The organism is Caballeronia sordidicola, from assembly GCF_002220365.1.
Lineage (GTDB): Bacteria > Pseudomonadota > Gammaproteobacteria > Burkholderiales > Burkholderiaceae > Caballeronia > Caballeronia sordidicola_C.
Genome location: NZ_MTHB01000046.1, coordinates 88,544 through 108,245 on the forward strand (window position 1 = coordinate 88,544; position 19,702 = coordinate 108,245).

Genomic DNA, 19,702 nt, shown 5'->3' on the forward strand with positions numbered 1-19,702 from the left:
TGGGTAACCGCTCAAACCTATTTCTTAATCGAGGCACATGATGGCCACAGTCGCACAATTGCTGAGTTCGAAAAAAGATCAGTCATTTCACACGATCGAGGCGTCGGCGAGTGTCTTCGACGCCGTCAAGCTGATGGCGCATAACCAAATCGGCGCGCTCATCGTCACGTCCGGAGAGCACATCACCGGCATCGTGACAGAGCGCGACTATGCCCGGAAAATCGTGCTGCACGACAGGTTGTCAAAAGAGACGCCCGTGGGCGACGTCATGTCGAAAGCCATCCGATACGTTCGGCTTAATCAAACGACAGACGAGTGCATGACGATCATGACTGAAAACCGCATACGCCATCTTCCGGTGATCGACGGCGGCCTGCTGATCGGCATGGTATCGATCGGGGACCTCGTCAGGAACCTGATCGTCGAGCAGCAGTTCACGATCCATCAATTGGAACACTACATTCGCGGCAACAGCCATGCTGCAGAGCTGGAGGTCGAAACACGCTAGACATGCGTTGCGGTGGTTAGGAAAACCCGGGTGGGTTAAAGCCGGATCGAATGATCTCCTGGCGAGGTCCCATTGAATGAAGCGCGGAAGCGCCCAACGGACCTCACCTGAATTTTCAAGCTCAGCGTTAAGTCACCTACCGTTCATTCATTGCATTCATTGGCGCGGACGGGGTGTCGCGCGCTGTTCTGTCAGTTGCAGAAAGATTAAGGTCCAACTCCCGAATTCCTGGTTCGGTAGGCGTAACCAGCCGAAGAGCGACGAGCCCAAGCGGCTGTGATGTAATCGGCTTGCTGCAAGACCTATGCGCATGGGTTTCGCTTCGCTGAGGGCAAGCGTGAAAAGCCCCGTACGGTCGGCTGCAACGCGCGCAAGCCCCGGTCAAACTGTCCTGTCATGACCGGCGACTCGCTTGTGCCAGCGACACGTTCCGTTCTCTGCCATAATGGCGCTTCGCCGTTTGCCACTTTTCGCCATCAAACGCCTTACCTTGCCATGCACGCGGTCACCCATGCCGTCACCCTTCCCGCGGTCCTGATGCAGCCTTTCATCGTCTTGCTCGTCCTGTTCTCCGCGCTGCTTCACGCCACCTGGAACGCCTTCCTGCACACCAGCGGCGACCGCGTCTGGCAGTTTGGCATGATGTCTTTCCCCTACCTCGTGTGCTCGGCAATTGTGTTGCTGTTCGTGCCCGCGCCGGCGCGCGAAAGCTGGCCGTACATCGCGGCGTCGGCGGCTTTGCAGCTCGGTTATTGCGTGGCGCTGGCGAAGGCCTATAAAGCTGGTGACTTCGGGCAGATTTATCCCATCGCACGCGGCCTCTCGCCGCTGCTCGTATTCGCGGGCGCGTTCGTGTTCGCGGGCGAGCACCTCCGGCCGCTTGCACTGGCGGGCGTTACGCTGGTGTCGGTGGGGATAATTTCTCTGGCATTCCGCAAGCGCCGCTTCGCCACCGCGAGCGTGCCGGCCGCGCTGGTAACAGGCGCGTTTATCTCGGCTTATACGATCGTGGATGGCATCGGCGTGCGCGTCGCCGGTAGCGGCTTCGGCTATATCGCGTGGGCGTACATCCTCTTCAACGTGCCCCTCGCCGCGATGGCATTTTATCGATACGGCGGCCCGCGCCGACTGTTCCTCGACGACCCGCGACGTTCGTTGCAAGGCCTGGGTGGCGGAGCGATCGCAATGGTCGCGTACACCATTGTGATCATTGCGTTTCGTTATCTGCCCATTGCAATGGTCTCAGCGTTGCGCGAGCTTAGTTCGATCTTCGCCGTCCTGATCGGCTGGCTGTTCATGCGCGAAAAGCTGACCGCGCGGCGAGTGCTGGCGTGCGCACTCGTCACGGCCGGCGCGGTTTTGATCCGCATTTAAGCGGCAGCTTTCCGGTTCTCAACAACGCTCACGCATTATTTCGCCGTGGGCGTGACTTCCACCGCCGTGGCTGAAATCAATACGGCGTGAACGATATCGCCCGGCTTCAATTTATATGCGGCTATTTCAGAACTCAGATCGAACGTCTCTGTATGCCATGGACCACGCAGGGTGATTGTTTTATTCTTGCTATTAATACTCTGCACCGTAGCGACAATCTCGGTTTCGTGGACTGCACCGAAACCCTGAGGACCGGATGCGGGCGCATAAACCTCGGTATCAACACGTTTTCGCAATTCATCGCCCTTCGCTGACGCTTTCGTTGCCCTGATCAGCATTGCGTCCCTGACCTGCACATCTACACGGTCGCCGATCTTCAAGACATCGAAGTTCGTGACCTCCTTGCCGACCGCCACCGGCAGCACCCGGCCCTTCGCGCCTTTTAGCGTCAAGGTCCTGGCACCCGTGTCGATACCGACGATCTGCGCATGAAGCTGCTTAGGCGGGGCGCTGAGCGCGGATTGAATGGCGGCGCTGGAAAGTTGTTGATCGGTTTGCGCGCCGACGTGCGCTGTGACCGTTAATAAAGCAAGCGATAAAGCCACAGTCCATTTTGCGTTCATGCAGTTTCTCCGGGCGAAGTAAATTAAATCACGCACCGAATCGAATGGCTAATTCGAATTGGGAGCGTCAGCGCATTAAATTGGCGAACACTATTTATACAGCGCACACCGGAGTTCTGTCTATAAAACCGCATTAATTACTGATTACCAGGTAATCGAATAGAGTATTCAATTAATCGGATTTATTCTATTTTTATAATAATCGATTTGATTCAACAGGAATTCGACGCAAAACCGGTATCCTTTTCAGGATACCGGCCATAGCTTGAACCTTTGAAGTTGTTTGGCAACCAGGACTTAGGCGGGACGTGCGCCACTCACGTTCACGAGACGCAAACGCGTAATTTCGGACGGGGCGCCGATCCGTATCGGCGGTCCCCAGTAGCCCGTGCCGCGACTGGTATATACCCACAAGTCGTTGAGCTTTTCGAGTCCGGACACAAAAGGCTGCTGTAACCGGACAAAGAAATTCCACGGCAGAAACTGACCGCCATGCGTGTGGCCGGACAATTGCAGCGTAAACCCCGCTTTCGATGCCGCCGGTGCGCTGCGAGGCTGATGGGCGAGCAGCAGACGAAACGCAATGTCGGCTGGCGCGCCGAGCATGGCTTTGGCCGGATCGCTTTTGTGGGCCGGGTCGAAACTGCCCGCGCCGTAGTCGGTCACACCCGCCACGACTGCACGCGCGCCATCGTGATCAACAATCACGTGTTCGTTAATCAGCACCTGCAGCCCAAGCCGTCGAAATTCAGCAATCCACTTGTCGGCGCCGGCGTAATACTCGTGATTACCGGTGACCAGGAACGCGCCATGCCGCGCCTTCAGATCCGAAAGTGGCCGCGTATGCGCGGCAAGATGCGGCACCGAACCGTCAACCACGTCGCCTGTCACGGCAATCAAGTCGGGCGACAACGCATTGACCGCCGCCACGATCTTTTCGACGTAATGACGCTTGATGGTCGGGCCCACATGGATATCGCTGATCTGCACGATGGTGAACCCATTCAACGCCGGAGCCAGGTTCTCAATAGGCACGTCGACGTTCTTCACCCCGGCACGCCGCCGCGCGCTGTAGATGCCGAGCAACGTGACCAGCACGGCGAGCAGCGGCACGCCAAGCGCGCTCCAGGCGATGAAAGCAGGCCAGCCACCGGTATCCTTCTGCACGCTGCTGATCAGGTGCAAGACAAGCAGCACGATATCGCGGAGAAACGTCAGCGCCAGCAGCGAGGAGAAGAACCCCATGGTGAGCAGGCCGATCCACGCCAGACGATCGGACAGCGGTTGCTGACTGATATTGCGCGCGGCCATGCCGAGCGGAATCAGCAAGCAGGAAGCCACGAGTGCGAGCACCGCGACCCATCGCAGCGGTACGCCAACGGGTGCGGCCGGAATCAGGCGCACACCGATATATACGTGAAATAGGATCCCGATACCGATGACGCGGATGAAAAACGCGGAACGTCGCATAGACCGCCTGGTAGAAGATAAAGCCGGTAGGCTGAACCGAGAGTGAGACTAACGACCCGCTTCGTCGATACGTCTGAGCGCCTGTCATCAAGCCCGGCCCCAAGCCCTGTCCGAAACGGCATCCGATTCTACCGGTTCAACAGAAAATCCGCCGGTGCGTGGCCCTTGCCAAAAGGTTCACAACGGACTCGCAACGAGCATGCCATAAAGGATTCGTCAAGATTCTCACGTCGTGAAAACCGCAGCAAGCGTGACATGCCACTGCTTGGAACCGCAAAAGGATCCGCGCATGGCCAAAAATCCTGCGCGGACGAATTGAATCGCCGCGGAATCGCCACGAATTGACGCACTGAAAAAATAACCCGCTTTCAGCGGGTTATTTTTATGCAATCACACTACGTCCAACGTCTTCGTTCAGGGAGCGGAAGCTGCCTTGGCTTTTTCAGCCGCCGACTTCTTCTCCGCATTCTGAATATTTTGCGGGTAGTTGGTCTGGTCACCGCCTGGCTGGTAGCCGTTCTTTTCCAGATCCTTCAGTTCGGCGTTTTTCTTGGCGCGAGCAGCCTTGCGAGCGGCCTTGTTTTGCGCCTTCTTCACTTGCTTCGGTGTGGAAGCGGCGTCGTCGCTAGAAGCGGTTTGCGCCATTGCGACAGGGGCAGTCAGCCCGGCAATCGATACAGATACGACCAGAGCCATTGCAGCCATGCGGATTCGGTACATAACGAGATTCTCCACGAAAAGCGGTTTTTTTTGGTGCGGCAGCGCCATTGGCGTCCACCGCGTTTGTCGTGCTGGACTTGCATGCTTCGCTACGTGCCAGATAATCCCACGCTTACGACCTTGTTCGCGAGCCATCGGACACGCGTGGATATCTTAACCAACTCTTTGTAAAAACGTGTAGCACATCCGTAAGAACTAAATCACAAAACCGCGTTTTTTTCGATGCTGGCCACATTGTCACCTCAGTCACCTCAAGAAGCGCACAAAATCGTCGACCTCTTCGCGTCTGCTGACGAGCGCATTCTCAGGTTGCGACAGATCTGCGTAACCGATGCTCATGCCGCACACCACGATCTCGTTGTCAGGCAGTGTCAGATGTTCCGCGATGATCCGGTGATAGCGATTGAACGCGGCCTGCGGACAGGTATCCATTCCGAACGCCCGCGCCATCAGCATGACACTCTGCAGAAACATGCCGTAGTCAAGCCATGAACCCTGTTCCATGCTGCGATCCGTGACGAAAATCACGCCGACCGGCGCGCCGAAGAATTCGAAATTGCGGCCGAGCTGGGCCTTCATACGGGTTTTATCTTCGCGTGTTATACCGAGCAGCGAGTACAACGACCAGCCGAGCTCACGCCTTCTGTCGATAAACGGCGAGGTCCACGTGCGCGGGTAGTAAGCGAATTCTTCCTCGTGCAACTTGTCCGCCTCGGGATCGTTGTACACGGCAAGGATCTTCTGTGAGAGCGTATCGCGCGCTTCGCCAGTCAGCACGTAAGCTTTCCACGGCTGCGTATTACTGCCCGACGGTGCGCGCCGGGCGTGATCAAAGATCTGTCGCAGGATGGTTTCGTCGACCGGGTCGGACAGGAACGCGCGAATCGAACGGCGCGACATCAGCGCCTGCATCACGGTCACGGTTGCGTCATTGTTCATCGAAGGCTCTCGTCTCGGGATTACTTGCCATAAGCGCCATGTATTGGCGCCCAAGCGTTCGCCAGACACTTTATCGCGACCCGGTCGAACGCGCCCGGCGTGCTCACCTGAAGTGCGTGTTCGCCAACTCGACGACTTCATCGGCACGGCCGTTCAACACCGCGCGCAGCATATAGAGACTGAAACCCTTCGCCTGCGCCCACTGGATCTTCGGCGGCAACGCAATCTCATGTTTCGCGGTCACCACGTCGATCAACGCCGGCCCCGGCCGCGCGAACGCACGTCCCAATGCATCGGGCAAATCCTCTGACTGTTCCACTCGAATGCTGAAGATGCCGGCTGCTGCCGCAATCTCCGCGAAGTTTGTCGCGCTCAGGTCCGTGCCGGTGTCCAGATAACCGCCCGCCTTCATTTCCATCGCGACAAAACCCAGCGAGCTGTTGTTATAGACCACCACCTTGATAGGCAGATCAAGTTGGCGCGCACTTAAAAGATCGCCGAGCAACATCGACAAACCGCCGTCACCCGAGAGCGAGATAACCTGGCGCCCTGGATGTGCGGCCTGCGCGCCGAGCGCCTGCGGCATCGCGTTTGCCATCGATCCATGATTGAACGAGCCATGCAGTGCGCGTTTGCCGTTCAACGTCAGATAGCGTGCAGCCCAAAGCGTGGGGGTGCCGACATCGGCGGTAAATACCGCATCCCTTCCCGCGATTTCATTCACCAGCCGCGTCAGGTATTGCGGATGAATCGGCCGGCCCGGCGGCGACGGACGGGCCGCTTCGTCGAGTCCTTTGCGCGCCGATGCATAGTGCCTGAGGGCGGTATCGAGGAAACGCCGGTCCGCCTGGCGTTCGAGCCGCGGCTGCAATGCGCTCAGCGTTTCACGCACTCCTCCAACCAGACCAAGTGCCAGCGGCGCACGCTTGCCGAGTGCGTCGGCGCGCAAGTCGATCTGCACGATCTTCGCACGCGACGGATAGAAATTCCGATACGGAAAGTCGGTGCCGAGCATGACGAGCGTGTCGCACGACATCATTGCGTGATAACCGGAACTGAAGCCGATAAGACCCGTCATGCCGACATCGAACGGGTTGTCGTGTTCGACGAATTGCTTGCCGCGCAACGCGTGAACGACGGGTGCGCCAAGCGTGTTCGCGAACTGCACCACTTCGTCGTGTGCGTCTGCGCAGCCGCTGCCGCACAGCAAGGTCACCGCGCCCGATGCATTCAGCAAGTCCGCCAGGCGGTCCAGGTCGCGTGCAACGGGAATGACCGTTGGCGGCTCCGACTCGACCCATGCGGGTGTTTCGGCCGGGCCATTGCCGAGCGCAATATCCCCTGGCAACACGATCACGGCGACACCTTGCCCTCCTATCGCGGCGCGCATGGCGCGCTCGAGCACGCGTGGAAACTGGTCGCGGCTCGTGACGAGTTCCACGTAGTGGCTGCACTCCTTGAACAACTCCGTAGGATGCGTTTCCTGGAAGTAGCCCAGACCAATTTCCGTCGATGAAATATGCGCGGCGATGGCCAGCACCGGCGCGTGATTGCGATGGCAGTCGAACAACCCGTTGATCAGATGCAGGTTGCCCGGCCCGCAACTGCCGGCGCATACCGCGAGCCTGCCAGTCGCCGCGGCTTCGGCGCCGGCGGCGAACGCGGCAACCTCTTCGTGACGCGTATGCATCCAGCGGATGCTGTCCAGGCGCTCGAGGCTATCGGAGAGGCCGTTGAGGCTGTCGCCCGTGACGCCCCAGATATGTTGCACGCCAGCCGCTTCCAATGTCCTGGCCAGATGATCTGCGATGGTCCTGCCCATGATGAATGTCCCTGTCTCAAAGTAAATGGAGTTCACGCGCCTGCGCGGTCAGCGTGTCGCGGACGTCGGGGTGAGCGAGGCGGATAAGCGCGGCGGCGCGCTGTGTCGACGACAGACCCTTCAGGTTCGCCACGCCGCATTCCGTGACAACCAGATGCGTGTCCGTGCGCGGCGTGGTCACCGGTCCGGCAAGACGAGCGACGATCTTCGACACATTGCCGCGCCCGGTGGTCGAGTGAAAAGCGATGATGGATTTGCCGCCACGCGAAGCGTAAGCGCCGCGAACGAAATCCAGTTGACCGCCTGACGCGCTGTACTGATGCCCCTTCAGATGCTCCGAATTACATGCACCGGTGAGGTCCATTTCGATGGTCGAGTTGACCGACACAACGTTGTCGTTGCGTGAGATGGTATGGGGATCGTTCACGTAGTTGACTGGATAACTTTCGATGGCCGGGTTATCGTTGAGGAACGTGTACATGGCGCGGTCGCCCATCGCAAAGGTGAACACCGACTTTCCCCGGTTGAGCGTCTTGCGCGAGTTGTCGACCACGCCGCGCTGGATCAGATCGACCAGTCCCGGTGTCAGCAATTCCGTGTGAATGCCCAGATGCTTATGACTCGCCAGTGCACTGCACACCGCATTCGGCAACGCGCCGATACCCATCTGCAAGCACGCGCCGTCGGTGACGAGTTCGGCGATGCTCGCACTGATCGTCCGGTCATGTTCGGTCGCCGCCTTGGGCCTCAACTCGGGCAATGGCTGATTCGACTCGACTATCGCATCGACCTCCGACACGTGCAGCAGCGAGTCGCCGAACACGCGCGGCATGTTGGGGTTGACTTCCACGATCAGCCGCCGCGCCGCGCGCGCCACACCGCTCGTGTAGTCGTTGTTCGTGCCGAACGTGAAGTACCCGTTCGCGTCCATGGGCGAAACCATCACGAGCATGGCGTCAACCGGGATGTGTTCCGCGAACAGGCGCGGCGACTGGCTGAACGAATTCGGCACGTAATACACGACCTTGCGATTGCCCTCCTCCACGCCGAGCTTGATCAGCTCGCGCTCGGGCGCACCGAGAAACATGCAGTGCGGCAGGATGCGGCCCATCAGCGAGTAACGCAGCAAGGACTCGCGGAGAAATTCCTCGGCGTGGAAGTAATACACTTTCAACGCCTCGATATCACCTGCCTCGGCCCGTGCGCCCAGCGCTTGGAGCAGCGCGGGCGGTTGCGACATTGCCATGCCCAACGCGATTGATGAATCGCTGCGCAATGCAGCCACCGCGTTTTCCGGCGACGTGAGCTTGATTTGGTACATCTCTTCAACTTGCATTCTGCTGTTCATGCTTGTACTCCCTGTGCAAATACCTGCATTAATAGTTGGCGGCTTCTTCCGGTGAATGGCCACGCTTGTAGATCAGCATCGTACGTTCAAATGTCATCACTACTTTGCCATCCTGATTAATTCCCTTGGTCTCAACTGTGACAATGCCCTGTGTCGGCCTGCTCGTCGACTCGCGCTTGGCCAGCACCGTGGACTCCGCATAAAGCGTGTCTCCCGCGAATACGGGATGCGTAGCCTTGACCTTGTCCCATCCCAGGTTCGCCACCACTTTTGCGCTCACAGTGCGCACGCTCATGCCGGTGATCACAGCAAGCGTGAACGTGCTGTCGACCAGAAGCTTCTTCCACTCGGTTTTGGCAGCGTAGGCGGCATCGAAATGAACCTGTTGCGTGTTCATGGTGAGCAGCGTGTTCCAGATGTTGTCGACGTCGGTGATCGTGCGGCCCGGGCGATGTTCATAGATCGTGCCCGGCACGAAGTCTTCGAAATACAGTCCTGACGTCTCGCGGAAACGGTTCTCATCGATCTGGCGATAAGCTGAAATAGTCGAACTCATGATGTTCTCCAAGAGGGTTTAATGACCGCAAGGCGGGAAGCTCAGCCCGCGGCTAAGACACCGCGTGCTTCACGGGCAATGGCCTCGTCGACCATGCGTCCGTCCACAATGCCCGCACCTTGCTCGTTTGCTTCGAGCACACGTCTGGCCCACGCGACACGCTCGGCGGACGGTGTGAAAGCGCGGTTGATGACCGGGATATGCGAGGGATGAATAGCGGCCTTGCCGTGGAAACCGTTGGCGACCGCGAAAGTCAGATCGGCGCGCAACAGATCGGCGTCGTGAATGGCGAAGCACGGTGCGTCGATAGCCTTGATGCCCGCCGATGCACACGCCGCAGCAACGCGGCAACGTGCAACTTGCAGGGCGAGCGAATCAGGTTGAGCCCGTACGTCCGACGCGTAGTCGGCCGCGCCGAACATCAATGCGGCGACGCGCGGACCGGCATTCGCAATCGACTCCGCCGCAGCCAGGCCTCGTGCCGACTCGATCATCGGCACGAGCGCACTCGCCCTGCCGGCCTGATCGAACAAAACCGCGATCCGGGCAACCTCCTCCGGCGATTCTATTTTCGGCAGCAGGATAAAGTCGGGTGCGCGGGACGCATCGAGCAATGCGGCAAGGTCGTCATGACCCAAGCGCGTGGCGGTGGAATTGATGCGCACCGCGAGCCGCGGCAACAACCCGTTCGCGGCGTTATCCAGCAGCGTACGAACTTTGCTGCGCGCCTCGGCTTTGTCGGCGGCAACCACGGAGTCTTCAAGATCGGCAATCGATAAATCCGCGCCTTTGCCCGCGGCACTGAGAAGCCGGTCGGGACGGGTAGCGGGAGTGAAAAGCCAGCTGCGCACTGACACAACAGAATGATTGACCATGACGCTGAGCACCTTTAAGTGTTACTCGACGCCTTCATTCTCGTGACGATGCCTGCCGCAGACAATGCGGCTTTACCGGTGCCAGCCTTCGGAAAAATAGAAGCCTGAGGGGTTCCGACAGGGTCTGAGCGATTCAGCCCTTTCCGCGTGACGGTTTCACACCGCTTGCGATCAGGTGCTCCAGCAACTGCCGCGCATAGGTCGGCAACGCTTCGCGTTCGTTCACGCACACGCGCATCTCACGCGATGCCCAGCTATCGCTCAAACGCAGCACGCGGATGCTCATGGTCCGCTTGCATCGCCGCGCTGCCGACTCAGGTACGACCGACACGCCCACGCCGTTTTCCACCAGCCGGCAAATGGCATCGAAACTGCGCAGTTGGATACGATGCCGAATCCGCCTGTGCAGCTTGCGTGCATGGGCCTCCAGATAGATCTGGATCGATGCCCCGCTCGCATATCCAACTAAGTCATGATCCAGCAGCGCTTCGAACGCAATGTCGCGTAAACCTTCAAAACCGGTGGCGGTTGCGGGCACGACCGCGCACAAGCGGTCGGTCGCAAACGGATACGCTTGCAGTGCGCCAACGTCCGCGGAAGCCGCCACGATACCGATATCCGCGACGCCGTCGATCAAGGCCTCGACAATCTCGGGACTCAGCCGCTCCTCCACTTCTATATTGACGTTTGGATGATCAGCGAGGAAATGGCTTACCGGTCCCGGCACGAATTCGGTCAACGCGTTGGTGTTCGCGAGCAGCCGTACCGTACCCCTGAGCCCGTGGGCGAACTGGCCGAGATCGTCGGTCAGGCGCTGCATGGAAGCAAGCGTACTGCGAGCGTGGCGCAGCAGCGTATGCCCCGCCTCGGTCGGCAAGACGCCAAGCCGCTGGCGCGCGAGCAAAGGCACCCCAACGGCCTCTTCCATTTGCTTGATGCGACCGCTTGCGGAACCGAGTGCGAGGCTGACGCGCGTCGCCCCGTGCGTGATGCTGCCCGCTTCCACCACCGCGACGAACAACCGCAGGTCTGCTATATCGAAACGCATGGAGTGTCACCGTTATAAGGGCCGGTAGGCAGCACGGACAGACACGCCGGATACCTACGGCAAATCCGAAGGACGAGCCGGATTTTCGCATGCTGCCGGCAATCCGTTTTCAACAAGAGGCTGGCTACGCGCAACGCGCAAAAAAAAATCCACCCGGCTTGCGCCGAATGGATTTTTTTAGCGATAACGCGTGGTCGCAGAGGTACCTTGATTGCCGCGTTGCCGCGCTTCCGTAGAAGCTCGAAACCAGCCGATTTTACCCGGACGATCCGCCGTTGGTCATCCAGCGGGGATCCGGATCACCAACGAGGTACACATGATGAAGTTTCGACGAATCGCCGGCTATCGGAGAAATCCGACTGCTTCACTTAACCGCTTTTCCCGAACCCTGCAGACTCGAGTTCGCGAGATTGACGAGCACACGCGTACCCGGAATAACCGTGGCTGCAGCCGCTGGCGAATTTGCCTGCACCGTCAATACGGCGCCTTGCGTGTCCTTGAGCGTCATCAAGCTGCCGTCAACGCGTGCCACGCTGGCAACGACCTGGTTGCCGTCCGGCGAAGGCACTGCTGCCAACGACGACGCGTCGAGCACCGTCAGCCTGACCGCGCGCTGAGACGTGCCGACCACGTTCGTACCAGCTTTCAGTTTGTCGAGGTTCGGTACGTTGTTGCCGACCTGGAACGATTCGGTGCCGCCCTGCCCATTGATGACCGTGACCTGGTGCGTACTCGTATCCACTGACTGCACGCGCCCGCCAATACGCACTTGCGTGGTGCCGTCAATAGTCGCGGCGAACGCGCCCGCCATGACGATGGACGATGCGGCCGCGACCAATGCGGACTTGAAGGACCTTACGGCCTTGTTTGACTTCGATTTCATGGTGTTACTCCTGCCGGACAAATGAGGTTCCGCTCGTGCGCTGTCCGATCTAATCGCACAAAGTGTTCAAATAACGTGAACCCAGTTTGTTTTTCGAGATGGAGCCTGTCAATCAATCCGGCTTATTTTTAGGTATCCTCCTATTTCAACACTGCGGTTTGATCTGTGCACCAAAACAATCAATTTCGTAGCTTGTTAGAAGTCGTAAAGCCTGAAGGCCGTACACTGTTGCAATCATGCTCCGCGTACTTATTTAGGATGGCGCAGTCCATTACAATAGGCTCCTGCAATCTTTGCCCGGCATCGGGCGCTGGGGAAATACCATGTCTCTTCTCGACGTGGACACTATCGATTACGTCGGCGTGAACATTTTGTTCAAGCGCGTGTACGTCGGCATTTTCGACGACCTCGACTGGGACGACGAAGTAACGCATTTTGCGCTGCTGACCAAGAAGATCGATCGTTACACGCAGTACATCCGTTCGGGCCAATTACTCGCGGCTTACCCGCGGGTGCGCGGTTATCCGGTGGTTATTGAATACGTTGCCATGCGCCCAATGACCCGCTCGGCCGAGGTTTTCTGGAAGACGCGCGAGACGCTTATCCGCGCGGGCGGTTTTGACGTCCGGTGCCGTACGGTTGACGTGCGGCATGCGCTGGCCGCAGATGCCGAGGCAAAGATAGGCGACGCGGAAGTTGCCGCTGACACGCGGCTGGAATCGGTTGAATCGGTTGAATCGGTTGAATCGGTTGAATCGGTTGAATCGGTTGAATCGGTTCTTAACGCGATCGATCTTGCAACGCGGCCGAGTGCTGAAGAGAAGCAGCGCGAAGATATCGTCCATGCCGGACGGCGCGCAGTGCTGGTGATGCGCAAGAAAACGTCCTCGGGACGATAAGAACGCGCGAGCGGTCAAGGTGAACGCCGTCGGTACCGTATGCTCGATTGTGACGAAACGGTGACAAACTAAAAAAAGGCGAAGCCCTACTAGGCTTCGCCTTTTTTCATGCTCGGCGGGGAACTCGGGCCGGCGCAACAACGTTCGCCGTGGTCCTGCGCATCGTCCCCAAGTCCTCACCGATCTGTCGGTCCGGAGAGCCTGAACCGGCTTTTCACACAACACATTGGTTCACGCGCCGGTTTCATCCCGGGGCAGAACCGGGCATGTCATTCGTTGCCCATATTCGTCGGTAAGCGCCGCTTATGGGAAATGGCCACGGGACGCCTTGAGTCCGCGTCCCGCGGAGCGCCCGCGCCGGTGCGTGCTGCTCCGGCGTTGAACGCTTTACCGGTGTCTTCCTGGATGGTCGAAATCGAGTGCTTGTACACCGCCTGGATGCCGGCGGCGGAACTCAGCATGACCAGATACTGGTCGAACGATTCGATGTGGCCAACCAGGCGTACCCCGTTCACGAGGAAAATTGCGACACGCTTACGCTCTTTGCGGGCGGCGTTAAGCACGTCGCTCTGACTTTGCTGCTGGGGTTCTGTAGCCATTCTCATTCGACCTGACGTTAGTATTTCAGACTGTTCCGGCAGACATCCACCAGAATCTTGATGCGTTACACGGTGCGCGGCCGTCGGACTCACTATTGAGTCCTGGAGAAACGACGTGCGCTGACCGAATGCTACCGTTTCTTGCCGCTCGATAACGCCATGATGCCAGATGGTGACGCCGCGCACCGTTTGCCCCCATTCGAGCAACGCCGCTCCCGGGAGTTCAAACTTCGCGCGAAAAATCGGTTACCGGCTATTCGCAAGCCCGATAAAAACGCCCGTACCTGCGTATCCAATACTAACCCGCTGGAATATCGCGTGGGCATGACTGTAAAGATGAACAAGATCAAAACCGGACAAACTCTCGCCGGCCGGCGCCGCGCAGTGCGACGCGGCGCGTAATAGCGGGCAATTTCCACGCGGTTGCTGAAAAGTCCTGCAAACTGAGTTTCATCGAACACGCGGTCGATCGGGGCGCGCGGCTTTCCGAGGCGATCCGCCGTTCAAATGGCGGAAACGTCAAAAAGGCCGTCACGCTCGGCTTCCCGAATCGCAACAGCCTTTTACGTTCGCCACCGGCTAACACGAGCGGTGCCTGAATGCTTACTTCCGGCCTTATTGAGCGGGAGTTGCCGGCTTCTTGTGCTTGTGCTTGAACAGGTGGGGCTTACCTCTCGAACTTCCCGGCGTGGAGTCATTATCGCCCCCCGTGGTCGGACCGGCCGTTGCAGCGCCATGCGCGTTGCCGCCGCCCGAGCCTCCGTTGCCGTTGCCCTGGGCCGCGGCCATGCCGGACGCGCCGAGCAAGATTGCGGATACACACATCAGGTTAAGCACTTTCATCGTCAATCTCCAAAGAGCACGATTCAGCATTCGGTTGCCAGCCACCCAGACCCATGCTGATGACCGACAGGCAGACAACGGGTCGAATGTAATGTATTGCACGCACCGCTTCAAGGATTGTTTCCACTAAGGCGGTTCACGCTCGGCTGTAGCGCGGCTCGCGCAATGTGTTCTCTCAAGCCGGTGGCCCTGGCAGCAAGGGCATCAGTTGCCCGGCGACGCCATCGAGGATCTCCTTCGACAAAGCCGGGTCCGAGACCGCTCTCGCCAACCCGATCGCACCGAGACAGGCGCTCAGTTGCAGCATTGCGCGGGCACGGCGCTCGGCCGGGTCCGCAATGTCGAGCAAACCTTCGGAAAACGCAAGATTGTGCTTGACCCGTTCAGTGAAGACATCGCGCGTAGCGTCGTTGCTGCGACCGACATCACCGAGCAACGCGCCCAGCGCACAGCCTTGGCCAGGGGCATCGCGGTGCGCCTCGCTCAGGTAATCGCGCACCGCCTGGGCGAGGTTTCTTGCCCGTGCTTCCCATACGTCGAGGCTCTTGAATGCAACCTCGAGCGCCTCGGTCACGAGTTCGTCACGCGATTCAAAATGCTTGTAGAAACCGCCGACTGTCATGCCGGCTTCCTTCATGACGTCGGCCACGCCAATGCCGTCCAGCCCTAGTTCCCGAAAGCGTCGTGCCGCCACATCGACGATTCGCTGATGCGTTGCCGCCTTCTCTGCCTGTGAATGTCCCATGACCTTCGTTTGTCCTGTGATGGGATGACCATAGCCACCCCCGGGACATCAATCTTAATGCAGAACGGGAATGGCACAGGCGCGAGCTGAGTAGGCGCAGTGTTCATCGTCGCTGGCCTGTTCCTGTCATTTTCCAGAATAAAATGAACAATATTAAGGCATGCGAAACAATTTTCCGGACGCAATCCTGGTTTCCCAATGACGCCTCAGCCAGACAGCGTCATCCGTTTTTTAGGCCTCGAAAAACCGGTTGCCGGGCCTCGGTAATCCGAGATTTTCCCGCAACGTGACGCCTTCGTATTCACGTCGAAAAATGCCTCGTGCCTGCAATTCAGGCACGACCTTGTCGACGAAATCGTCGAGTCCGCCCGGCAGATAGGGGAACATCACGTTGAAGCCATCGGATCCGTCCTCCACGAGCCATCGCTCCATCTGGTCCGCGATCATCGTGGGCGTGCCGATCATTTCAAGCCCCGAATAACCGCCGACCCGCTGCGCAAGCTGGCGGATCGTGAGATTGTCGCGGCTCGCCCATTCGATCACGCGCTCGCGGCTGCTTTTGCTTGCGTTGGTCTCAGGTATCGCGGGCAACGGCCCGTCGGGATCAAAGCCTGAGACATCGTGGCCAAGCATGATTGAGAGCGAGGCGATACCGCTGTCGTAGTGAACAAGGCTATCAAGGCGCGCCCGCGTTTCCAGCGCCTCGTCCAGCGAATCACCGACCACGACGAACGCCGCCGGCAAAATCTTGAGATGTTCGGGATCTCGCCCGAGTTTCGCCATGCGTCCTTTGATATCGGCGTAAAACCGCTGACCGTCTGCTAGCGTGGTCTGCGCGGTAAACACGGCTTCCGCCGTCTCGGCCGCGATCTGCCGGCCCGCTTCCGACGACCCCGCCTGCACGATAACCGGCCAGCCCTGCACAGGTCGCGCGATATTAAGCGGTCCGCGCACCGACAGGTTCTCGCCCTTGTGGTTCAGCACATGCATCTTGTCTGGTTCGAAGAACGTGCCGCTTTCAACGTCGCGAACGAAAGCGTCGTCAGCCCAGCTATCCCAGAGACCGGTCACGACATCGAAGAACTCCCGGCCCCGCCGATATCGCTCGCCATGCTCCACATGTTCTTCCAGACCGAAATTGAGCGCCGCGTCCGGGTTGGCCGTGGTGACCAGGTTCCACCCGGCGCGCCCGCCGCTCAGGTGGTCGAGCGAGGCAAAGCGGCGCGCGACGTGATAAGGCTCGTCGAACGTAGTGGACGCTGTCGCGATCAGGCCGATGCGCTCGGTCACCGCCGCAAGCGCCGACAACAACGTCAGCGGCTCAAACGACGTGGCTGTGTGACTTCGCCTCAACGCCTGGGTCGGCATGTTGAGCACAGCCAGATGGTCGGCCATGAAGAAGGCGTCGAAACGGCCCCGCTCCAGCGTCTGCGCAAAACGCTTGAGATGCGCGAAATTGAAGTTGGCGTCCGGGAAGGCGCCGGGGTAACGCCAGGCTCCGGTATGAATGGTGGCCGGGCGCATGAAAGCGCCGAGCCGCAAGCGACGTTGCGTGGTCATGGGATTTTCGTTCCAGCGTTGATAAGAATGCCTCGACGGCGAGGCAAACGCTGCGCTCGCAGTGTCATCGATAAAATACGTCGAATGGCGAAAGCGTGCACAAACGGCTATCGATGCAAGAACGGCTTGGTCGGTCGTCTTTGGGCAAGCGTGTGGCGTCATCGATGCATACGACTTCAACGGCGACGCCGCGTGTCCGTATCAGCCCGCCGGCTGCACGTCGAACTTGTCCACGCGATCCGTGTAGAAAGCCAGATGATCCTTGATCTGTGCGACTGCAGGATAAGTGTCTTCATAGGTCCACACGGCATTCACGGAGCGTTCGCCACCCAGCGGGATGCTGTAGTACGAGCAATCCCCTTTGTACGGGCAATAGGTCGCGTGGTCCGTTCGCTGCAACAGCGACATGTCGATGTCCTTACGCGGAATGTACTGAACCGCCGGATATGACGCTTCACGCAATGTCAGTGCCTCGCGCGTGTCTGCAATAACCCGACCGCCTATGGAGATAGTGATGCGTGCCGGGTTGGGCTCGATCGTGATGGGGTGATCGGGCCCGGGAATCCTGACTGTTTTGGTCTGCATGGCTTCGCGCTCCTTGAAGCAAGGGTGAACGGACTCAGCGTAGTGAGATAGTCGTTAACCACGAATACTGCAGGGTATCGGAAAGCGCGTTTTCTTGCCGTGTACCCCCCGTGTTTGCGCATTGTTACCGCCGTCCTGGCGGATCGTCCCCAGGACGGGAGGGTTTCGTTATCAAGAAGGAGATAAGCTGGGGTGCGAGGAATCCACGCAGAACAGTCAGTCAACAGAAATATTAGCGAAAGAATTGCGTTGCTTGCTGTTCGTCACGCCGCTTGGCGCGGTAAGGTCTATAAATAACCCTTGCCGTCTACATACGCCTTGCGCCAGCGTGTAATCGTGACGCGCTCGAATAGACCGGCAAGCGCAAACGGGTCATTTGCGATGAAACGTTCGACTTCCTCACGCGTGTCGAGGTCGACTACATACAAGCCGCCTCCCGCGTTACTGCCGTCGTCCTGAAGTTTCGCGCCGCACGCAAGCAACAGTGCCTTGTTCGCTTCGAGATAGGCCAGGTGCACCTCGCGCTCCTGAATGCGCAGCGGGGCGTGACCCGGCTTGTCCCACGTTTCGATAATGAACGCCATGACCCCTCCTCTTATCGACCTCAGTTCTGCGCGATAGCCGACGGATGCTGCGCCAGCGGCGTGACCTCGATCGCCATGTAAGGAAAGAGCGGCAGCGAGCTGAGCAACGTATGCAGTTCGTCGTTGGACTCGACGTCGAGGACGCTGTAGTTCGCGTACTGCCCCGCCACGCGCCACAAGTGACGCCACTTCCCTTCCTGCTGCAGCTTTTGCGAGAACGCTTTCTCGTCGGCCTTCAGGCTATTGATGAGCTCGGTGTCGGCGTCGAGAGGAATCTGTACCACCATATGAACCAGGAACAACATGATCGAACCTCCGGAAGATGATTGGACTGCCTAGCCCCAAGCAAGAATCGCGACGGTATAAACCAAGCCGATCCAGAACATCATGATGACGGTATAACCCATGATGTCCTTCAGCTTGAGCTTCGACAACGCGAGCGCCGGCAGGATCCAGAACGGCTGGATCAAGTCGTTCCAGGCATTGCCGAGCATGACCGCAGTGGCCGTATGCCCCACGGACGCACCAATCGCCTTCGCCGCCTCGATCATGAACGGGCCCTGGATGACCCAATGACCGCCGCCTGAAGGTGCGAAGAAATTGATGAAGAACGAACTGATGAGACCCCAGAATGGCAACGTATGCGGCGTCGCGATCTTGACGAAGAACGCCGAAAACGTATTGACCAGTCCCGACGACGCCATGATCGCCATGATGCCCGCGTAAAACGGATATTGCAGGATGATGCCGCTGATCGTACGGATGCCTTCGTTGAGTTTCTCCACGTAACGGATCGGCGTGCCGAGCAAGATGATGCCAAGAAACAGGATGATGAAGTTGATCAGATTCAGATCCATCGTGCCGCCGCCGTGGAAATACAGCACCACATAGACCACGCCGATCAATCCAATCAAACCGCTCAGCAACCGGCTGTTGTTCAGGCGGCTGGCAAATGTGTGTTCGTCGTCGGCAGGGACAGCCGCTTGAGCTGCTCGCGGGCGTTCCTCGAGCGTACGGTCTATCTCGGTCACCGGCTGACCCGGCTTCGGATGCAGCCACGCATTAAGCAAGGGCAGCGTGATCAGCACGACCAGGCTGGTGATGAGCATGGTCGGCGAAAAGATGGTTTCCGAGAGCGGAATCACGCCCATCTGCGCTTCCATCGGGTGACCTTTGGTTGAGATGAGCACGGGAATACTCGCCGACAAACCAAGACCGTAAAGCGTGAAGCCGCTATAGGCCGACGCAATGATCAACGGGTAATGCACACCCTTCACATTGAGCGCCAACTTACGCGCGACAATGCCTCCAATCACCAGGCCAAAGCCCCAGTTGAGATAACTGCCAATGCCACCCACCAGCGTTGCAACAATGATCGCCATGCGCGGATCGTGCACTCGCATCACGATCCGGTCGAGGAATCGCTGCGTCAGCGGTGCGGTCGCAAGCACGTAACCCATCGCGAGGATCACGGCCATTTGCGTGGTGAACGCGAGCAGCGTCCAGAATCCCTTGCCCCAGCTCGTTGTCAGCGCCACGATGCCCTGACCCTGCACCACTACGGCAAGGACCATGGTGAGAAGGGTCAGCCCGATGGCAAATACAAACGGATCGGGCAAATACTTGCGCATCAGTTCGGTGAAGAATCCCGTTATTTTCTGCATTGAAATGTCTCTGTATTATTTAGTTAAGCGAATTTTTTATTCATGTCGGTGCTGGAA

At 58.7% G+C, this 19,702-nt stretch carries 22 protein-coding genes; 4 read left to right on the forward strand and 18 right to left on the reverse strand.

Annotated features, from left to right (window positions below; all coding sequences use genetic code 11):
• Window positions 1-40: 40 nt before the first annotated feature.
• Together BSU04_RS07750 and BSU04_RS07755 are read left to right on the forward strand one after the other, a co-directional pair.
• Window positions 41-508, forward strand: coding sequence for a CBS domain-containing protein (locus BSU04_RS07750; RefSeq protein ID WP_089160051.1), 468 nt, complete (start codon window positions 41-43; stop codon window positions 506-508).
• A gap of 537 nt (window positions 509-1,045) precedes the next feature.
• Window positions 1,046-1,882 carry a DMT family transporter gene (locus BSU04_RS07755; RefSeq protein ID WP_089160163.1) on the forward strand — a complete coding sequence of 279 codons (837 nt, stop codon included), beginning with the start codon at window positions 1,046-1,048 and terminating at the stop codon, window positions 1,880-1,882.
• Between the two features lie 35 nt (window positions 1,883-1,917).
• Here BSU04_RS07755 and BSU04_RS07760 read toward each other — a convergent pair whose 3' ends face one another.
• The 10 genes from BSU04_RS07760 to BSU04_RS07805 form a co-directional block, all read right to left on the reverse strand.
• Window positions 1,918-2,505 (reverse strand): hypothetical protein, encoded by a 588-nt coding sequence (locus tag BSU04_RS07760; protein ID WP_089160052.1) that lies wholly within the window; start codon window positions 2,503-2,505, stop codon window positions 1,918-1,920.
• A 297-nt stretch (window positions 2,506-2,802) separates the two neighbouring features.
• A complete protein-coding gene (locus tag BSU04_RS07765; protein WP_089160053.1) occupies window positions 2,803-3,975 on the reverse strand; it encodes a metallophosphoesterase in 1,173 nt (390 codons plus the stop codon).
• 414 nt (window positions 3,976-4,389) lie between these two features.
• Window positions 4,390-4,743, reverse strand: a complete 354-nt coding sequence (locus BSU04_RS07770) for a hypothetical protein (RefSeq protein WP_373452806.1) — start codon at window positions 4,741-4,743, stop codon at window positions 4,390-4,392.
• Window positions 4,744-4,941: 198 nt separating this feature from the next.
• Entirely contained in the window at window positions 4,942-5,634 is a 693-nt protein-coding gene (locus BSU04_RS07775) for a nitroreductase (RefSeq protein WP_218827248.1), read from the reverse strand.
• 103 nt (window positions 5,635-5,737) lie between these two features.
• Window positions 5,738-7,456 carry a ubiquinone-dependent pyruvate dehydrogenase gene (gene poxB / locus BSU04_RS07780; protein ID WP_089160055.1) on the reverse strand — a complete coding sequence of 573 codons (1,719 nt, stop codon included), beginning with the start codon at window positions 7,454-7,456 and terminating at the stop codon, window positions 5,738-5,740.
• 16 nt (window positions 7,457-7,472) lie between these two features.
• Entirely contained in the window at window positions 7,473-8,804 is a 1,332-nt protein-coding gene (locus BSU04_RS07785; protein WP_089160056.1) for an acetyl-CoA hydrolase/transferase family protein, read from the reverse strand.
• A 28-nt stretch (window positions 8,805-8,832) separates the two neighbouring features.
• On the reverse strand, window positions 8,833-9,360 hold the full coding sequence (ripB, locus tag BSU04_RS07790; protein WP_089160057.1) for a (R)-specific enoyl-CoA hydratase RipB/Ich: 528 nt from the start codon (window positions 9,358-9,360) through the stop codon (window positions 8,833-8,835).
• 41 nt (window positions 9,361-9,401) lie between these two features.
• The gene (locus tag BSU04_RS07795) at window positions 9,402-10,235 is read right to left on the reverse strand and encodes an aldolase/citrate lyase family protein (protein WP_089160058.1); all 834 of its coding nucleotides are present in this window, start codon (window positions 10,233-10,235) and stop codon (window positions 9,402-9,404) included.
• Window positions 10,236-10,368: 133 nt separating this feature from the next.
• Complete coding sequence (locus BSU04_RS07800) at window positions 10,369-11,283, reverse strand: LysR family transcriptional regulator (RefSeq protein WP_089160059.1); 915 nt, start codon at window positions 11,281-11,283, stop codon at window positions 10,369-10,371.
• Between the two features lie 364 nt (window positions 11,284-11,647).
• The gene (locus BSU04_RS07805; protein WP_089160060.1) at window positions 11,648-12,166 is read right to left on the reverse strand and encodes a hypothetical protein; all 519 of its coding nucleotides are present in this window, start codon (window positions 12,164-12,166) and stop codon (window positions 11,648-11,650) included.
• 323 nt (window positions 12,167-12,489) lie between these two features.
• Between BSU04_RS07805 and BSU04_RS46295 the strand changes: the two genes are divergently transcribed.
• Complete coding sequence (locus BSU04_RS46295) at window positions 12,490-13,065, forward strand: DUF6572 domain-containing protein (RefSeq protein WP_089160061.1); 576 nt, start codon at window positions 12,490-12,492, stop codon at window positions 13,063-13,065.
• Between the two features lie 269 nt (window positions 13,066-13,334).
• On the opposite strand, the gene hfq is transcribed toward BSU04_RS46295, so the two are convergent.
• Window positions 13,335-13,664: an RNA chaperone Hfq gene (gene hfq, locus BSU04_RS48740; protein WP_089160062.1), complete on the reverse strand. Its 330-nt coding sequence runs from the start codon at window positions 13,662-13,664 to the stop codon at window positions 13,335-13,337.
• Window positions 13,665-13,805: 141 nt separating this feature from the next.
• Here hfq and BSU04_RS45260 point away from each other — a divergent pair, with 141 nt between their 5' ends.
• On the forward strand, window positions 13,806-14,066 hold the full coding sequence (locus BSU04_RS45260) for a hypothetical protein (RefSeq protein ID WP_144021158.1): 261 nt from the start codon (window positions 13,806-13,808) through the stop codon (window positions 14,064-14,066).
• Between the two features lie 213 nt (window positions 14,067-14,279).
• Here the strand turns inward: BSU04_RS45260 and BSU04_RS07825 are convergent, their stop codons facing one another.
• The 7 genes from BSU04_RS07825 to BSU04_RS07855 all read right to left on the reverse strand — a co-directional run bounded on the left by BSU04_RS07825 (window position 14,280) and on the right by BSU04_RS07855 (window position 19,645).
• The gene (locus BSU04_RS07825) at window positions 14,280-14,507 is read right to left on the reverse strand and encodes a hypothetical protein (protein ID WP_089160064.1); all 228 of its coding nucleotides are present in this window, start codon (window positions 14,505-14,507) and stop codon (window positions 14,280-14,282) included.
• A gap of 175 nt (window positions 14,508-14,682) precedes the next feature.
• Entirely contained in the window at window positions 14,683-15,252 is a 570-nt protein-coding gene (locus tag BSU04_RS07830) for a TetR/AcrR family transcriptional regulator (protein WP_089160065.1), read from the reverse strand.
• 231 nt (window positions 15,253-15,483) lie between these two features.
• Entirely contained in the window at window positions 15,484-16,812 is a 1,329-nt protein-coding gene (locus tag BSU04_RS07835) for an LLM class flavin-dependent oxidoreductase (protein ID WP_089160066.1), read from the reverse strand.
• Window positions 16,813-17,013: 201 nt separating this feature from the next.
• Entirely contained in the window at window positions 17,014-17,397 is a 384-nt protein-coding gene (locus BSU04_RS07840) for a DUF427 domain-containing protein (RefSeq protein WP_089160067.1), read from the reverse strand.
• A 287-nt stretch (window positions 17,398-17,684) separates the two neighbouring features.
• A complete protein-coding gene (locus BSU04_RS07845) occupies window positions 17,685-17,981 on the reverse strand; it encodes a YciI family protein (RefSeq protein ID WP_089160068.1) in 297 nt (98 codons plus the stop codon).
• Window positions 17,982-18,001: 20 nt separating this feature from the next.
• Window positions 18,002-18,286: a muconolactone Delta-isomerase gene (gene catC, locus BSU04_RS07850; protein WP_089160069.1), complete on the reverse strand. Its 285-nt coding sequence runs from the start codon at window positions 18,284-18,286 to the stop codon at window positions 18,002-18,004.
• Window positions 18,287-18,316: 30 nt separating this feature from the next.
• Window positions 18,317-19,645, reverse strand: a complete 1,329-nt coding sequence (locus tag BSU04_RS07855; RefSeq protein ID WP_089160070.1) for a short-chain fatty acid transporter — start codon at window positions 19,643-19,645, stop codon at window positions 18,317-18,319.
• Window positions 19,646-19,702 lie beyond the last annotated feature (57 nt).

Coding starts and splice junctions, on each gene's coding strand:
- BSU04_RS07750 (WP_089160051.1), top strand. CDS start 41: ATGGCCACAGTCGCACAATTGCTGAGTTCGAAAAAAGATCAGTCATTT.
- BSU04_RS07755 (WP_089160163.1), top strand. CDS start 1,046: ATGCAGCCTTTCATCGTCTTGCTCGTCCTGTTCTCCGCGCTGCTTCAC.
- BSU04_RS07760 (WP_089160052.1), bottom strand. CDS start 2,505: ATGAACGCAAAATGGACTGTGGCTTTATCGCTTGCTTTATTAACGGTC.
- BSU04_RS07765 (WP_089160053.1), bottom strand. CDS start 3,975: ATGCGACGTTCCGCGTTTTTCATCCGCGTCATCGGTATCGGGATCCTA.
- BSU04_RS07770 (WP_373452806.1), bottom strand. CDS start 4,743: ATGGCGCTGCCGCACCAAAAAAAACCGCTTTTCGTGGAGAATCTCGTT.
- BSU04_RS07775 (WP_218827248.1), bottom strand. CDS start 5,634: ATGAACAATGACGCAACCGTGACCGTGATGCAGGCGCTGATGTCGCGC.
- poxB (WP_089160055.1), bottom strand. CDS start 7,456: ATGGGCAGGACCATCGCAGATCATCTGGCCAGGACATTGGAAGCGGCT.
- BSU04_RS07785 (WP_089160056.1), bottom strand. CDS start 8,804: ATGAACAGCAGAATGCAAGTTGAAGAGATGTACCAAATCAAGCTCACG.
- ripB (WP_089160057.1), bottom strand. CDS start 9,360: ATGAGTTCGACTATTTCAGCTTATCGCCAGATCGATGAGAACCGTTTC.
- BSU04_RS07795 (WP_089160058.1), bottom strand. CDS start 10,235: ATGGTCAATCATTCTGTTGTGTCAGTGCGCAGCTGGCTTTTCACTCCC.
- BSU04_RS07800 (WP_089160059.1), bottom strand. CDS start 11,283: ATGCGTTTCGATATAGCAGACCTGCGGTTGTTCGTCGCGGTGGTGGAA.
- BSU04_RS07805 (WP_089160060.1), bottom strand. CDS start 12,166: ATGAAATCGAAGTCAAACAAGGCCGTAAGGTCCTTCAAGTCCGCATTG.
- BSU04_RS46295 (WP_089160061.1), top strand. CDS start 12,490: ATGTCTCTTCTCGACGTGGACACTATCGATTACGTCGGCGTGAACATT.
- hfq (WP_089160062.1), bottom strand. CDS start 13,664: ATGGCTACAGAACCCCAGCAGCAAAGTCAGAGCGACGTGCTTAACGCC.
- BSU04_RS07825 (WP_089160064.1), bottom strand. CDS start 14,507: ATGAAAGTGCTTAACCTGATGTGTGTATCCGCAATCTTGCTCGGCGCG.
- BSU04_RS07830 (WP_089160065.1), bottom strand. CDS start 15,252: ATGGGACATTCACAGGCAGAGAAGGCGGCAACGCATCAGCGAATCGTC.
- BSU04_RS07835 (WP_089160066.1), bottom strand. CDS start 16,812: ATGACCACGCAACGTCGCTTGCGGCTCGGCGCTTTCATGCGCCCGGCC.
- BSU04_RS07840 (WP_089160067.1), bottom strand. CDS start 17,397: ATGCAGACCAAAACAGTCAGGATTCCCGGGCCCGATCACCCCATCACG.
- BSU04_RS07845 (WP_089160068.1), bottom strand. CDS start 17,981: ATGGCGTTCATTATCGAAACGTGGGACAAGCCGGGTCACGCCCCGCTG.
- catC (WP_089160069.1), bottom strand. CDS start 18,286: ATGTTGTTCCTGGTTCATATGGTGGTACAGATTCCTCTCGACGCCGAC.
- BSU04_RS07855 (WP_089160070.1), bottom strand. CDS start 19,645: ATGCAGAAAATAACGGGATTCTTCACCGAACTGATGCGCAAGTATTTG.